The organism is Streptomyces sp. NPDC014864, assembly GCF_043081525.1.
Classification (GTDB): Bacteria; Actinomycetota; Actinomycetes; order Streptomycetales; family Streptomycetaceae; genus Streptomyces.
Map to the genome: position 1 here is coordinate 15643 of NZ_JBIBWT010000002.1, position 14712 is coordinate 30354.

11 protein-coding genes and 1 pseudogene are annotated in these 14712 nt (G+C 72.7%); 3 read left to right on the forward strand and 9 right to left on the reverse strand.

Features of this window, described 5'->3' with window-relative positions; translation table 11 throughout:
* The first annotated feature begins 159 nt into the window (after positions 1-159).
* Positions 160-2553: a M4 family metallopeptidase gene (locus ACF1A5_RS03965; RefSeq protein WP_392191233.1), complete on the forward strand. Its 2394-nt coding sequence runs from the start codon at positions 160-162 to the stop codon at positions 2551-2553.
* Positions 2554-2609: 56 nt separating this feature from the next.
* Here the strand turns inward: ACF1A5_RS03965 and ACF1A5_RS03970 are convergent, their stop codons facing one another.
* Positions 2610-3803, reverse strand: a complete 1194-nt coding sequence (locus ACF1A5_RS03970) for a glycoside hydrolase family 64 protein (RefSeq protein WP_392191234.1) — start codon at positions 3801-3803, stop codon at positions 2610-2612.
* A gap of 147 nt (positions 3804-3950) precedes the next feature.
* A complete protein-coding gene (locus ACF1A5_RS03975; protein WP_392191235.1) occupies positions 3951-4571 on the reverse strand; it encodes an L-threonylcarbamoyladenylate synthase in 621 nt (206 codons plus the stop codon).
* 402 nt (positions 4572-4973) lie between these two features.
* Between ACF1A5_RS03975 and ACF1A5_RS03980 the strand changes: the two are divergent.
* Positions 4974-6519, forward strand: a pseudogene (locus tag ACF1A5_RS03980) (helix-turn-helix domain-containing protein).
* Between the two features lie 224 nt (positions 6520-6743).
* On the opposite strand, the gene ACF1A5_RS03985 reads toward ACF1A5_RS03980, so the two are convergent.
* The 7 genes from ACF1A5_RS03985 to ACF1A5_RS04015 all read right to left on the reverse strand — a co-directional run bounded on the left by ACF1A5_RS03985 (position 6744) and on the right by ACF1A5_RS04015 (position 12858).
* Positions 6744-7976, reverse strand: coding sequence for a cytochrome P450 (locus tag ACF1A5_RS03985; RefSeq protein ID WP_392191236.1), 1233 nt, complete (start codon positions 7974-7976; stop codon positions 6744-6746).
* On the reverse strand, positions 7973-9211 hold the full coding sequence (locus tag ACF1A5_RS03990) for a cytochrome P450 (protein WP_392191237.1): 1239 nt from the start codon (positions 9209-9211) through the stop codon (positions 7973-7975). Before ACF1A5_RS03990 ends, ACF1A5_RS03985 begins: the two co-directional genes overlap by 4 nt.
* Positions 9208-9813 carry an ATP/GTP-binding protein gene (locus ACF1A5_RS03995; RefSeq protein WP_392191238.1) on the reverse strand — a complete coding sequence of 202 codons (606 nt, stop codon included), beginning with the start codon at positions 9811-9813 and terminating at the stop codon, positions 9208-9210. The genes ACF1A5_RS03990 and ACF1A5_RS03995 overlap by 4 nt, the downstream gene beginning before the upstream one ends.
* A complete protein-coding gene (locus ACF1A5_RS04000) occupies positions 9788-10147 on the reverse strand; it encodes a DUF742 domain-containing protein (RefSeq protein WP_392191239.1) in 360 nt (119 codons plus the stop codon). Before ACF1A5_RS04000 ends, ACF1A5_RS03995 begins: the two co-directional genes overlap by 26 nt.
* Positions 10144-10566 carry a roadblock/LC7 domain-containing protein gene (locus ACF1A5_RS04005; RefSeq protein WP_392191240.1) on the reverse strand — a complete coding sequence of 141 codons (423 nt, stop codon included), beginning with the start codon at positions 10564-10566 and terminating at the stop codon, positions 10144-10146. The genes ACF1A5_RS04000 and ACF1A5_RS04005 overlap by 4 nt, the downstream gene beginning before the upstream one ends.
* Positions 10563-12149, reverse strand: a complete 1587-nt coding sequence (locus ACF1A5_RS04010; protein WP_392191241.1) for an ATP-binding protein — start codon at positions 12147-12149, stop codon at positions 10563-10565. The genes ACF1A5_RS04005 and ACF1A5_RS04010 overlap by 4 nt, the downstream gene beginning before the upstream one ends.
* A 241-nt stretch (positions 12150-12390) precedes the next feature.
* On the reverse strand, positions 12391-12858 hold the full coding sequence (locus ACF1A5_RS04015) for a hypothetical protein (protein WP_392191242.1): 468 nt from the start codon (positions 12856-12858) through the stop codon (positions 12391-12393).
* Positions 12859-13250: 392 nt separating this feature from the next.
* On the opposite strand from ACF1A5_RS04015, the gene ACF1A5_RS04020 reads away from it, so the two are divergent.
* Complete coding sequence (locus ACF1A5_RS04020; RefSeq protein WP_392191243.1) at positions 13251-14600, forward strand: transaminase; 1350 nt, start codon at positions 13251-13253, stop codon at positions 14598-14600.
* Positions 14601-14712 lie beyond the last annotated feature (112 nt).

Genomic DNA, 14712 nt, shown 5'->3' on the forward strand with positions numbered 1-14712 from the left:
CATGCGCTGGTCAAGGCTGAAATCCTCCCTCCGCACGTGGTCCCGAGAGGTGCTCCACGTGGTCACGTCCCCGCACCGCGAGCTCTTCCCGGACGGCACATCCGTCTGTCCGGTCTGTCATCGGCCGCTCTCCCCGCGGCCGCAGCAGTAGGAGTATGAGTGAGACGTCTTCCCCACAGACGGGTCACGGTCGGAGCCGCACTGGTCTCCACCGCCGCCTTCCTCGCCGTCGGAATCCAGTCGTTCCCCGCGGCTGCCCAGCCCGCCGGCTCGCACCCCAGTGCCCTCCGCACCGGCGGCCTGGAGGCCGAGCTCAGCCCGGCCCAGCACGCCGCGCTCGTGAAGAGCGCCAAGGGCAAGACCGCCGCCACCGCCCGCACCCTCGGTCTCGGTGCCAAGGAGAAGCTGGTCGTCAAGGACGTCGTCAAGGACAACGACGGCACCCTGCACACCCGTTACGAGCGCACCTACGCGGGCCTGCCCGTCCTCGGCGGGGACCTCGTCGTGCACACCCCGCCCGCCTCCGTCGCCAAGGGCACGGTGAGCACGACCTTCGCCAACAAGCGCGCCATCAAGGTCGCCTCCACCACGGCCGTCTTCGCCAAGTCCGCTGCGGAGTCCAAGGCGCTGAAGGCCGCGAAGGCCCTCGACGCGAAGAAGGCCGCCACCGACGGCGCGCGCAAGGTGATCTGGGCCGGCAGCGGCACCCCGAAGCTCGCCTGGGAGACGGTGGTCGGCGGTCTCCAGGACGACGGAACGCCCAGCGACCTGCACGTCATCACCGACGCCACCACGGGCAAGGAGCTGTACCGGTACCAGGCGGTCAACACCGGTATCGGCAAGACTCACTACAGCGGCCAGGTGAACCTGACGACGACGCTGTCGGGTTCGACGTACACGCTGAACGACGGCGCGCGCGGCGGCCACAAGACGTACAACCTGAACCACGGCACCTCGGGCACCGGCACGTTGTTCTCGCAGTCCACCGACACCTGGGGCGACGGCACCACGTCGAACGCGGCGACCGCGGGCGCGGACGCGCACTACGGCGCGGCGGTCACCTGGGACTTCTACAAGAACACCTTCGGCCGCAGCGGCATCCGCAACGACGGCGTGGCCGCCTACTCGCGGGTCCACTACGGCAACGCGTACGTCAACGCGTTCTGGGACGACACCTGCTTCTGCATGACCTACGGCGACGGCACGAACAACGCCGACCCGCTGACGTCGATGGACGTGGCCGGCCACGAGATGAGCCACGGCGTCACCTCCAACACCGCCGGCCTGAACTACTCCGGCGAGTCCGGCGGCCTGAACGAGGCCACCTCCGACATCTTCGGCACCGGCGTGGAGTTCTACGCCAACAACAGCAGCGACGTCGGCGACTACCTCATCGGCGAGAAGATCGACATCAACGGCAACGGCACCCCGCTGCGCTACATGGACAAGCCCAGCAAGGACGGCGGATCCGCCGACAGCTGGTACTCCGGTGTCGGCAACCTGGACGTGCACTACTCCTCGGGTCCGGCGAACCACATGTTCTACCTGCTCTCCGAGGGCAGCGGCACCAAGACCATCAACGGCGTCACCTACAACAGCCCGACGTCGGACGGCGTCGCCGTCACCGGCATCGGCCGCGCCGCTGCCCTGCAGATCTGGTACAAGGCGCTGACGACGTACATGACGTCGAGCACCAACTACGCCGGTGCTCGCACCGCCGCGCTCAACGCGGCCGCCGCGCTCTACGGCACCAACTCCACCCAGTACGCGGGCGTGGGCAACGCCTTCGCCGGCATCAACGTCGGGGGCCACATCACCCCGCCGAGCAGCGGTGTGACGGTCACCAACCCGGGCAACCAGTCCTCGACCGTCGGAACGCCGGTCAGCCTGCAGATACAGGCGAGCAGCACCAACGGCGGTGCGCTCACCTACAGCGCCTCCGGTCTGCCGGCCGGTTTGTCGATCAACAGCTCGACCGGTCTGATCTCCGGCACGCCCACCACGGCGGGCACCTCCAGCACCACGGTCACGGCGAAGGACTCCACCGGCGCCACCGGCACCACGAGCTTCAGCTGGACGGTCGCCACCAGCGGAGGCGGCTGCACCAGCACCCAGCTGCTCAGCAACCCGGGCTTCGAGTCCGGCGCCACCGGCTGGACGTCGACCAGCGGGGTCATCACCACCGACACCGGTGAGGCCGCCCACAGCGGCTCCTACAAGGCCTGGCTCGACGGCTACGGCTCCTCGCACACCGACACCCTGTCCCAGTCGGTGACGATCCCCGCCGGCTGCAAGGCGACGTTCACCTTCTACCTGCACATCGACACCGCGGAGACCACCACCAGCAGCCAGTACGACAAGCTGACGGTGACCGCCGGTTCGACGACCCTGGCCAGCTACTCGAACCTCAACGCGGCCTCCGGCTACGTCCAGAAGTCCTTCGACCTGTCCTCGCTGGCGGGCTCGACGGTCACGCTGAAGTTCAACGGAGTCGAGGACTCCTCCCTGCAGACCAGCTTCGTCGTGGACGACACCGCCCTGACGACCGGCTGATCGAACGCGCGGAGGTCCCGCACCCGGAAGCCGTCCGGGTGCGGGACCTCCGTATGTCAGCTCAGCGGATCCAGGGTCAGATACGCCTGCTGCGGGGCGCCGTCGTGGACCAGCGACTCCTGGTTGCCGACGTCGTCGAAGGCGAAGGCATAGGCCTTCCCGTCGGCCATCTGCCCGTGGATGAGTCGGGCGTAGTGGTTGGTCACCGCGTCTCGGTAGAAGTTCGTGGCCGAGCCGTCCGGCTGGTTCGCGTTCACCAGGAGCGTGGAGCGGTTGAAGCCCGCGCACAGGGTGCGCGAAATGGGGCCCCGCACCGCGTCGTTGGGGGCGTCCAGCAGCTTGTGACAGCCGAAGACGCTGTCAGCGTCCGGCTTGCGGAAGCTGGTGACGACGGCGCCGGAGCCGTCGGTGAAGTTCATGACGTCGCCCGAGACGCGCCCGAAGTAGCGCGTGCCCGGCCGGTCGGCGAAGGGGGTGACGGTGAGCGTGGTACTGGCGTACTTCCGCCAGACGCGGTTGACGTAGTCGTCCATCACGCCGGCCGGCAGGGCCCCGGTCTCCAGGCCGTGCCCCGGGGAGAGCGCGCGCAGCACCGTGCCGTCGGACCTCGTCTGGATCAGGCCGCCCCAGCCGCCCCCCTGCGCGCGCAGGGAGTCGAACACGGCGTGGTAGCCGCCCGCCTTCAGACGGCCGGTGCTCACGGTGGTTCCGTCGGCACGCCGGACGCCCACCGCGTACGGCGCGGAGAACATGTTGACCTGGGTGCTGTTGAGCCACAGCCCGGAATCGTCGAGCGTGTACTCGGACCAGTTGAAGAGGATGTCGCGGTTGGGGTCGCTCGGGTTCTGCACGGCCGGCTGCACCAGACCGCCGGTCGTCAGTCTGAACACGAGCTTCTGCCCGTAGGAGAAGTAGATCCGGCCGGAGAACCTGGGGATCCGGACGGTCCGGGACTGCCCGGCGGCAGGCCCCGGGATCGACGCGTCGGGAGCGGGCGTCGGCGGGTTCCCGCCGGCCGGCCACGCGTGGAACACGCCGCCCTCGTCCGCCCAGCCCTGCTGACCCGTCGTCAGGGACGTGCCCAGGTCGTAGAGGAAGAGCGGGTCGCCGCGGCCGGAATCGTTGGTGATCGTCAGGGGGATGGTGGCCGGCACCGCGGCGTCCGCCGGGGCCGGTGCCGCGAGGCCCGTCAGGGCGCCGAGCAGCACGGCCGCCCCGGTCGCCGCCAGAGCCTTGAGTCCGTTGAGCACGCTCCACCTCCGTGGGGGTTGGGGTACGGAGTTGGTCCGTACCTGAAGTGAGAGCGCTCTCAGCGTCCCGGCAGGACGCGCACATGTCAACGGAAAGCGCGGCGGTGCGCGAGCGCGTCCGCCCAAGTCCGTTGCGCGGGCGGGCCCTTACTCGAACAGCGAGGTGTCGCCCGCACCCCGCCGTACGATCTCGGCCTCACCGCCGGAGAAGTCGATGACCGTCGTCGGCTCGGTGCCGCACTCGCCGCAGTCGACCACCGCGTCCAGCACATGATCGAGCCGGTCCTTGATCTCCCAGCCCTGGGTCATCGGCTCGTCCTCGTCCGGCAGCAGCAGCGTGCTCGACAGCAGCGGCTCCCCGAGTTCGGCGAGCAGGGCCTGCGTGACGACGTGGTCGGGGATGCGCACCCCGACCGTCTTCTTCTTCGGGTGCAGCATTTTCCGCGGCACCTCCCGGGTCGCCGGCAGGATGAACGTGTAACTGCCGGGTGTGCACGCCTTGATGGCGCGGAAGACGTCGTTGTCGATCCGTACGAACTGGCCGAGCTGCGCGAAGTCCTGGCACACCAGAGTGAAGTGGTGACGGTCGTCCAGGTGGCGGATGGCGCGGATCCGATCGATGCCGTCCCGGCTGCCCAGGCGGCAGCCGAGGGCGTAGCAGGAGTCGGTCGGGTATGCGATCAGCGCCCCCTCCCGCACACTGTCGGCCACCTGGCCGATCGCGCGGGGCTGGGGATTGTCGGGGTGCACGTCGAAGTACTTCGCCATTCACCGAGCTTATGCCGTAGGGCGGCGGTTGCCGCGCAGGAGGGTGCCGAGCGGCCACCGCGCCCTCCGCGGCCGCCGCCGCGCGGCGCCGGTTCCGCGGGGCGCACCCGGCCCGGAACGGCCTTCGGCCAAGTCGACGCACATGACCTTCGCCCACATGTGCGTATGCGGCGGACTTCGGGGCATCAGACCTCTGTACCGCCCGGGGCCTCGCCCCCCGATCCCCGGGCGTGCGGCTTCGCCGGCCGTCACCTCCCCCCGTGACCCGCCGGCGAAGCCGCCGTACGCACCTGTTGTGCCCGCGTGCCCGGCGCGCCCACGACCGGCGCCCCGCGGGGTCCCCTGGTAACGTCCCCGACCGGATCAGCCGAGGTCGAGGCGACGGAGGAGGAGAGGGCCGACATGGCCGGCGGAGGGGACGGAGCCGTCGGGGCATCCGGTCGGGAGAGCCACGACACGCCATGGGCGCAGGAGCTCCTCGACCAGTTGCGGCCGACCGGGCGCGACGTGCGCAAGGTCGTGGCCTGGCTCGCCGGGGCCGTGCACGGGACCGCCTGCCTGCTGGACGGCACGGGCGCCCTCCTCGCCGGACAGCCGGTGCCCCTGGGCCACGGCCTGGACGAGAGCCTGCTCGCGGACGTCGTCGCCGGCCGCATCGCCTCCGCCGCGCTGGAGGACGGCGGCCGTCATGTGCGCCTGGTGCGGACCGGCCCCCCGCAGCCGTCCGCGGCGAGTGTGCTGGCCGTCTCGCGTCCGGTCCCGTTCGACCGCCGGAGCGCCGAGATGGTCACCCACACGGCCGCTGTGGTCGAACTGCTGCTGCGGGCACACGAGACGGCCGTGGCGGGGCGCCGGCTCGCACAGGCGACGGCCGCCCTGCGGCTGGCGATCCTGCAACTGCTCATGGTGGAGGACACCGTCTCCGCCCGCCGGGTCGCCGCGGGCCTGTGGCCCGGCCTCCTCGACACGGACACCGCCTGCGTCTACGTGATGGAGACCCACCGCGACGAACGCGACCGGCTCGCCGCCGACTGCCTGGACGCGACGGACGGCCGGGCCCTGGTCGTGCTCTGCCCGGCGGTCGACGAGCACGTGATCGTGGTCGCGCCGGTCGAGACCGTCGGAGGGGAATTGCGCTCCCTGGCCGGCGAACGCCCGCGCACGTACCTCGGCGGCAGCGCCCGGCACGGCCTCGCCCGGACCGCCACGGCGTACGGGCAGGCCGTCAGCGCGCTCGCGGTCGCCCGGTTCCGTCCGGACGGCGCGGCCGTCTACGCCGAACGCACCCACCCCGAGCGCCTGATGGACCCGGCGGCGCTGCACGCCTGGTCGGTGCGGCTGCTGCGTCCGCTGGACGCCCTGCCCCACCACACCCGCGCCGAACTGCTCGCCACCACCCGCCTGGGCCTGGAGTTCACCGCCGTCAACACGGCCAAGGTGCTCGGCGTGAGCCGCAACACCGTCCGGGCCCGGATGGAGCGGGTGGAGGGACTGCTCGGCACGGACTTCTCCCACCTCACCGCGCGGGCCGCCGTGCACCTCGCCCTGAACACCCGGGCCGCCCTCGGGACCCACCCCGCGGGAGACCCGGCACCGCGGCCGGGCGCGGTCCGCTTCGGGGACCTGCTGGCCGGGACGGCACTGCGCTCCTGGGCGGACGACCTCCTCGGCCGTCTGACGGCGGACGCCCGCGACCTGCGCGGCACGCTGCGCGCCTGGATCGCCGCCGGAGGCAACGCCGAGCGCGCCGCACAGCTGCTCGGCGTCCACGCCCAGACCGTCCGCGAGCACGTGCGAGGCGCCGAACCCGTCCTCGAACGCCAGCTCCTCGCCGCCGGCAGCGATCTGTACGAGGTCGTCCTGGCCCATCTGACGGTGGGTGACCTGGATCCCCCCGCCCTCGACCGGCCCGAATGAGGGCAATCCGGACTCACTTGTGCACGGGTGAGCCCTCCGCGCGTCCGAAAGGGCACCGGCGCGGTACCCAACGGCCGGAGGGGCCCCGTAGGTTCGACGCGCCGCCGCGCCGAGCGCGGCGCGCGCGAGCGGAGGCAGGACCGGAACGGGGGACCGGTCCGGCCTCCGCCGGAGCGACGGGGCGTCGCCGCCCGGGGCCGACGGCCCACCGGGCGGTGCGGCGCCGCGCCCGGCGCCCGTGGTCCGGCGCGGTGCTCAGCCCGCCGGCCGCACCGGCACCTCCTGCCAGCCGAAGGCGATGAAGGACGGCACCTGCCGCAACTCGTCCGCCCCGACGGCCAGCCGGAGGTCAGGGAAGCGGTCGAAGAGGGCGGGCAGCGCGGTCAGGGCCTCCATCCGGGCGAGCGGGGAGCCGATGCACCGGTGCACGCCGATCCCGAACGCGAGATGGTCGTCGGCCCCCCGCCCGGCGTCGAACACGTCGGCGTCCGGCCCGTAGTGCGCGGGATCGAGGCCCGCCGCCGCGTAGGTCGTGATGATCGCGTCGCCCGCCGGGATCGTCACGTCCCCGACGGTCAGGTCGCTCACCGCGAACCGCAGCGGCAGGGAGGCGAGCGAGGGGTGCACGCGCAGCGTCTCCTCCACGACGGCGTCCCAGCCGGTCTCCCCGCCGCGTACCCTCGCCAGCTGCTCCGGGTCGCGCAGCAGGGCGACGATCGCGTTGCCGATGAGGTTGACCGTGGTCTCGAAGCCGGCGCCGATCACCAGAAGCAGCGTGTAGAGCAGCTCCTCGTCGCTGAGCCGGTCGCCGTCCTCGTCCCGCACCCGGATCAGCTCGGTCGTCATGTCGTCGCCGGGGTGCTCCCGCTTGTGGGCCATGAGCGCGCCCAGCACGGTGCCGATCTGCCGCTGCACGAACGCGGCGTGCTCCGGGGTCGGGTCGGAGGTGTCCATGATGGCGGCGACCAGCCGCGCGGTGTCCTCCCGCAGCGCGTCCGGCACCCCGAACAGTTCGCAGATCATCCGCATCGGCAGCGGATGCGCGAAACGCGCCCGCAGGTCCACCACCTGCCCGCCGGCGCCGGCGGCCGCCACGGCGTCCAGCAGCTCCGCCGTGATCGCCTCCACCCGGGGCCGCATCGCCTCGGTGCGCCGGTGGGTGAAGCTCGGCGCGACCAGCTTGCGCAGCCGCGCGTGGTCGGATCCGTAGGTGGAGAGCATGTTCAACACACCCACCCAGCCGAGGATCCAGCCCCACGACGGGTGCGCGCCGACCTCCGGCCAGAGCTTCCAGTGCCGCCGCGGGTCCCTGCTGACCCGCGGGTCGAGGATCAGGCCCTTGAGGGTGGCGTGGTCGGTGGGCGCCCAGGCCGGAATGCCGCCGGGCAGCTCCACGGGCACCACCGGGCCGAGGGCGCGCAGCCGGGCGCACTCGGCGGGGATGTCGGCGCCGAACGGGTCGAGGGCGATTCGGTCGGTCACGGTCACGGCGACTCTCCTGGCTGGTCGGGGGAGCGGGGGCTGAACCGGACGGGCAGGGACGTTAGGGAGCGGTGGAAGGGGCCCGGGCGCCACGTCAGCCGCTCGCGGGGCAGCACCGGCTCCAGGTCGGGCAGCCACTGGGTGAGCCGCTCGACGGCCTCCGTGGCGATGAGCAGCGTGTGCTGCTTGACCGGGCAGGCGTGCGGGCCCGCGGACCAGGACAGGTGCGAGGCGTCGTTCGGGTGGCGGGCCCCGGTGACCTCCTCCTCGGCGAAGTGGCCGAGGGCCCCGTAGGAGACGACCATCGGGACCGCGGCCCTGATCCACACGCCGTGGAAGGTCAGCGCCCGGCGCGCGAAGTGGACGCCGTAGTTCGCCAGCGGTGTCTCGTGGCGCAGCACCTCCACCACGGCGTCCATCACCGGGCGGGCGCCGCTGGTGAGGGTGGAGTAGTACTCCGGGTTGCCGAGGACGCGGGACAGCGCGTTGGACACCAGGTTGGCGGTGGGCTCGTGGCCCGCGCCGAGGGTGAGGAACACCTGCCAGGTCACCTCCTCGGGGCTGAGCCGCGCCGGGTGGTCCAGCAGCCAGCTCGGCAGGTCGTCCCCGCGCCGCTCCGCCTTGGCGGCGATCAGCCCCAGCACGTATCCGCCGAACTCCTCCTCGCCCTCGGCCGCCTGGGCGCCGCCCTCCATCATCTTGCCCAGCGCCGCGTTCAGCCGCTCGCTCTGGCTGTCCGGCAGCCCGAACAGACTGTTGAACACCAGCGCCATCAGCGGCCGGGCGAAGTCGGTCACCAGATCGGCCTCGCCCCGCGGACCGATCCGCCCCACCAGCAGGTGCACCGCCCGGTGCACCCGGGCCCGCAGGTCGTGCGGCTCGACCCGGTCGAAGGTGTCGATCAGCGAGGTGCGGTAGCGGACGTGGGCGGCCCCGTCGGCCCACAGGGTGTTGGGCCGCCAGCGCATCATGCCGAGGATCGGGGAGTCGTCCGCGACGGTGGCCTCCCACGGCCGGGAATCGTGCGAGAACGTCTCCGTGTCGTGCAGCAGGTCCAGCGCGGCCCGCCGGTCGGTGACCACGTACGCGGGCACACCCGGCGCCAACTCGCCCCAGCCGATGGGGCCCTGGGCGCGCAGCGCCGCGTAGTAGCGGTACGGGTCCAGCGCGAAGCCGTCCTCCCACAGCCGCACCGGTGCGGAGAGGGAGAAGGCCCGCTCGGCGGGGGAGGAGGTGGTCACCGGCGCTCCCCGGGGTGGCGTTCGATCAGGTGCTGGACGAGGGCGAGCAGCGCCTCGACCGAGGAGTTGGTGTCCCGGGCGTCGCAGGTCACCAGGGGGGTGCCCGGCTCCAGGTCCAGGGCCGCCCGCAACTGCGCCTCGGTGTGGTGGCGCGGCGCGTCGGGGAAGGCGTTGAAGGCCACCGCGTACGGCAGACCGCTCTCCTCCACCAGGCCGAGCACGTCGAACGACGCGTCGACGCGCCGGCCGTCGACCAGGACGAGGGCGCCGAGCGCCCCGTGGGCGATGTCGTCCCACAGGGAGCGGAACCGCTCCTGCCCGGGCGTGCCGAACAGATAGAGGACGATCCCGCCCGGCAGACTGATCCGCCCGAAGTCGATCGCCACCGTCGTCGTCGACTTCTCCCGCACCCCGGCGAGGTCGTCCACCCCGGCGGACGCCTCGGAGAGCTGCTCCTCGGTGTGCAGCGGGCGGATCTCGGAGACCGAGTCGATGAGCGTCGTCTTGCCCACCCCGAAGGGGCCCGTGACGAGGATCTTCACCAGGTCGCGGGCGGTGTCGGGCAGGTGGATGCCGCTAGTGCTTGAGGGCGCGGAGGCCATCGGCGACTCTCTTCAGCAGGTCGGGGGCGAACCGTTCGGCGGGCGGGACCGGCTCGCGGGCCAGCACCAGGTCACGGTCGATCAGGTCGCCGGCCAGGACACGGACGGCACAGACCGGCAACTCGAGCAGGGCCGCCGCCTCCACCACCGTCAGCGAGCCGCCGTCCAGGACGTCGAGCAGGGCGAGTTGGGCGGCCGGCAGACCTGCGGGCGGGGGCCCGCCGGCCCGGGTGAGCACCGACAGCCGTTCCAGGTGCGGCCGGCTGGGCCGGGCCACACCCCCGGTGGACAGGTACGCGGGGACGAGAGGACGGCCGCCGCGACGGCCGGTCATGCCGGCGCGCCGCCGTCGGCCTCTCGGGGCGCGGCCGCCATCGCCTTCTCGCCCAGCCGCGCCACCTGGGAGTGGACGCGGTGCGCCAGCAGGTCCAGGCGCACCTCCGGGTCCCCGTACGCGGCGACACAGGTGCCGTGGTCGGTCGGGACGATCAGGACGTAGCCGTGGTCCGACTCGATCACCACCTGCCGCACCTCGGACCGGTCCCGGTCGGCGAAAGCGGCGGCGGCCGTACGGCACGCGCCCTGCACGGTGCTGGTGATGGCGGCCACCCGCTCGGCCGAGGGCTGGGAGAGCGCGTCGGTGTACCCGGTGGCGAGTCCGTCCCGGGTGAGCAGAACGGCGGCCACGACATGCGGCACCTGCAGGATCGGGTCCAGCACCCATGCCGTGTCGCCTGCCTCGCGACTGGTCATCGAGCCGCTCCCCCTTCGTGGTCGGTCGTGTGCCCGATCGTCCGATCGGCGTGGTCGGCGTCTTCGGTGTGATCGGTACGGTCGGGCCGCTCGGTGCGAGGGTTCCGGCCGGCCGGACCGGTGGCGGGCGCCGCTTCGCCGTCCTGTCCGCGCTCCGGTACGGGACCGGGCCGGGGCCCGGTGCGGGGCCCGGGTTCGGCGACGGCGTCGCCGGAGCGCGCGGCGGCGGTACCCGACTGCAGGGCGCCGAGCGCGGCCGCGGCCACCTCCGGGCGGCGCGCGGCGGGCCGCGGAGCGGCGGAGCCGGTCGCCGGGGCGGCGGGCCGCTTGGTCCCGGCCGCCGGGGAGGCGGTCCGGGTCCGGCGGCGCCGTTGCGGCAGGCCGCCCGCGCCCTCGGGCGGCGTGTGCTGTTCCGGCGTGCCGGAACGCGCCCCGTCCTCCCGCTCCGTGCCGCGGGAGTGCACCGTTCCGGCGGCGCCCGCGGTGGTGGTACCGTCCGGTGCCCCGGTCCGGCGGGTGGAACGCGGTGCGCTCGCCGCCGGTGGCCGCTGCTCCGGGTCGATACGGCTGAGCAGATGGCTGTCGATCCGCAGGACCGCCCGCACACCTCCGTAGGGAGAGGGCGAGGAGACGTCGACGCCGAGGTCGAACTGCCGGGTCAGCTGACCGATCGCGGCGAACCCCATGCGGGGCGGATCGCCCAGCTCGGTCAGCAGGATCGGGTCGGTCCCGGCCACCAGCCGCTGGGCACGGGCCCGTTCCTCCTGCGTCATGCCGAGCCCGGCGTCGTCGACCGTGACGCAGACGCCGTGGTGGACGTGTTCGAGATCGACGACGACGTCGGTGTCCGGCGACGAGTGCCGCAGGGCGTTGTCCAGGAGTTCGGCGACGATGATGGCGACGGGCTCGACGGCGTGGGAGACGAGGGCGGTGCCCGCCGCGAGGTGGTTGTTGACCCGCACCCGGTGGTAACCGGCCAGCCGTGCCTGGCCACCGGTCACCGCGTCCACCAGGTGCGACTCCTCCCGGGCCAGGCCGACCCACGCCCCGCACACCACCGCCGCGACCTGCGCCCGACGCAGCGACTGCTCGTTCTCGTGGTCCAGCGCGAACAGGGTCTGTGCCAACTCCGGTTCGTCGTAGCGCTGTTGCAGCCCGCGAAGGGCGTCCTGCAGCCGGTACAGGGCGGCCTGGATCTCCCGGGTCGCGCCCCGCATCCCCGCCTGTGCCGCGGCGTCGATCCGGATGCGCTGGGCGCCCAGCTCGGCGTCCAGCGCGCCCAGCGCGTCGGCCAGTGCGGTGCCGAACGGCGTTCCGGCGAGCTGCGGCCGCAGCGGTCCGGGCACGGTGACGTGCGGATGGGCCGACTGCCGGGCGGCGGCCGGGATCCGCTGGGCGGCGAGGTGCGCGACCTCGGCGGTCAACGCCCCCTCGATGTCGTCGAGTTGGGCGCGCAGTACGCCGAGCTGCTCCCGGTGGGACGCCTGCCGGCGGCGGGAGCGCAGCAGGGCGGCGCCGAGCGCGAACGCGGACAGCGTTCCGGCGGCGAGACCACCGGCCACCAGGTCCGGTAACTGGATCATGGAATAGGTCCCACAAGGCATCGGTCGGGCTGAGTCCGCGGCTCTTCGGGTGAGGCGCTCGCAGCACAGTACACGCAGCCGTTGGCCGCTCTCGCGCGGTCGACGCGAACTTCTATGTGCAAGGCGCTGGTTGACCTTTCCTTCTGTGCCGAGTGTCTGAATTGCCATGCGAACAGGCAGAGTTGATGTCCCGGCAGGAAGGTCGACCGGCCCGCCGTCCCGACCCCGGGCGGCCGTCGCCTCACTCGCCGCGCAGGGGCGTCAGGGTGGAGAGGGTTCCGCTCGCCTGGCGCAGTGCCATCTCCAGGGCCAGGGGCTGATGCAGGGAGCCGCTGCCGTCGGGCGGGATCAGCCACTCCAGGGAGCGGGCGGGCCGGTAGGGCGGGGGCATGGCGACCCAGGAGCCCCTGGTCGCATGGCGCACCCCGGACCCGATCCACCGGTCCGCCGGGTCCGGAGGCAGCAGGAAGCCGACCCGGTGGGCGGCCGTGTCCACCAGCGTCGGCCCGGGGGCCGGCAGTGTGAAACGCCAGAGGAGGTCCAGGGTCAGCAGTCCCAGCCGGTCCGGCACGCTCAGCACATCCCAGAAGCGGCCGGCCTCCAGCAGCGCGATGCCGTCTCCCTGGTCCCACGCCCGTTTGCACGCCCGGGGATCCAGTGCTGCCGCCGCCAGCCACTCCACGCCGTCCGTCCACCCCGCACGGGTCATGTCCGCTCCTATGTGGCCCGTCGGTTCCGTCGGGCCGTCTGTCGGTCCGTCCGTCAGTCCGTCAGTCGGTTCGTCGGCCCGGCGTTCGGTGAGGGCAGGAATAGGCCGGGCGGGCGTGCGCCTCTCGGCCGCACGCCGAACCGGCATATGCATGTTGGTAGATATTTCTATGCGTCGGAAGGGGTGGCGCGGCCTGGCGCTTCCGTCCAGGGCGTTCGAGATCCGGCGCCGCGTTCGACGACCCGGGGGGAGGGGCGCGACCGTCCCATCGAGCAGCAACGCGTGAATCGATTGTTGCGACGATTGAATCTGAAGCAGATCCTTGCTCTATCGACGATTTCGATCGTACGATCAGTGGCATCTCCCTGCTGCCGACCCTTCCGGGACACCCCATGGACCGCACCCGCCTGCACCAGCTGCTCGCCCGCGAGGCCGCCGAGGCCGAGCGGCGCAACCCCCGGTCGAAGGCCGCATATGACCGGGCCGAGCACCTCTTCGGCCGGGTGCCCATGACCTGGATGAACAAGTCCGCCGGCGCCTTCCCGCGCTACCTGGACAGCGCCCGGGGAGCCCGGATCACCGACATCGACGGGCACGAGTACATCGACTTCTGCCTCGGGGACACCGCCGCCATGGCGGGCCACTCGCCCGCGGCCGTGGCCGACGCCGTACGGCACCGGTACGCCGAGGCCGGGGGAGCGACCGCGATGCTGCCCACCGAGGACGCCGAGTGGGTCGGCGCCGAACTGACCCGGCGCTTCGGGCTCGCGCGCTGGAGCTTCTCGCTCACGGCGACGGACGCCAACCGCTGGGCGATCCGCCTCGCCCGCGCGGTCACCGGCCGCCCGAAGATCCTGGTCAACAGCTACTGCTACCACGGCAGCGTCGACGAGTCGCTCATCGTCGTCGGCCCGGACGGTCACGGCACCGCCCGTCCCGGCAACGTCGGCGCACCCTGCGACGTCACCCTGACCAGCCGGGTCGCGGAGTTCAACGACCTGGAGCGGCTGGAGCGCGAACTCGCCCACGGGGACGTCGCCGCCGTACTGATGGAGCCGGCGCTGACCAACATCGGCATCGTGCTGCCCGAGCCGGGCTACCTGGCCGGCGTGCGCGAGCTGACGCGGCAGTACGGGACCCTCCTCATCAACGACGAGACGCACACGTTCTCCGCCGGACCGGGCGGCTGCACCGCGGCCTGGGACCTGGAGCCGGATCTGCTGACCATCGGGAAGGCGATCGGCGGCGGCATCCCGGCGGGCGCCTACGGCCTGTCCGCCGACCTCGCGGACCGCCTCCTCGGCCGCGCCGACCTGGACCTGGTCGACATGGGCGGTGTCGGCGGCACCCTGGCGGGCAACGCGCTCTCGGTGGCCGCGATGCGGGCCACGCTGGAGCACGTGCTCACCGATGAGGCGTTCGCCCGCATGGCGAAGCTGTCCGAGCGGTTCGAGGCCGGAGTGCGGGCGGGCATCGACGCCCACGCGCTGCCGTGGTCGGTGAGCCGGCTCGGCGCCCGGACCGAGTACCGCTTCGCCGACCCGGCGCCGCGCACCGGCACCGAGTCGGAGGCCGCCGCGGACGCCGAACTGGAGGACTTCCTCCACCTCTACCTGGCCAACCGGGGCATCCTGCTCACCCCGTTCCACAACATGGCCCTGATGTGCCCCGACACCACCGAGCAGGACGTCGACGCGCACACCGGGCTCTTCGCCGATGCCCTGGCCGAACTGAACGGCTGAGCGGAGCCGTCGGGCCCCGTCGCCGAACTCCCGCCTGCCGTGCGGGCGGACGACGGGAGTCCGACGACAGGACCTAGGCTGACGGGCAGCCGCCGCAGAGGGAGAACGACAC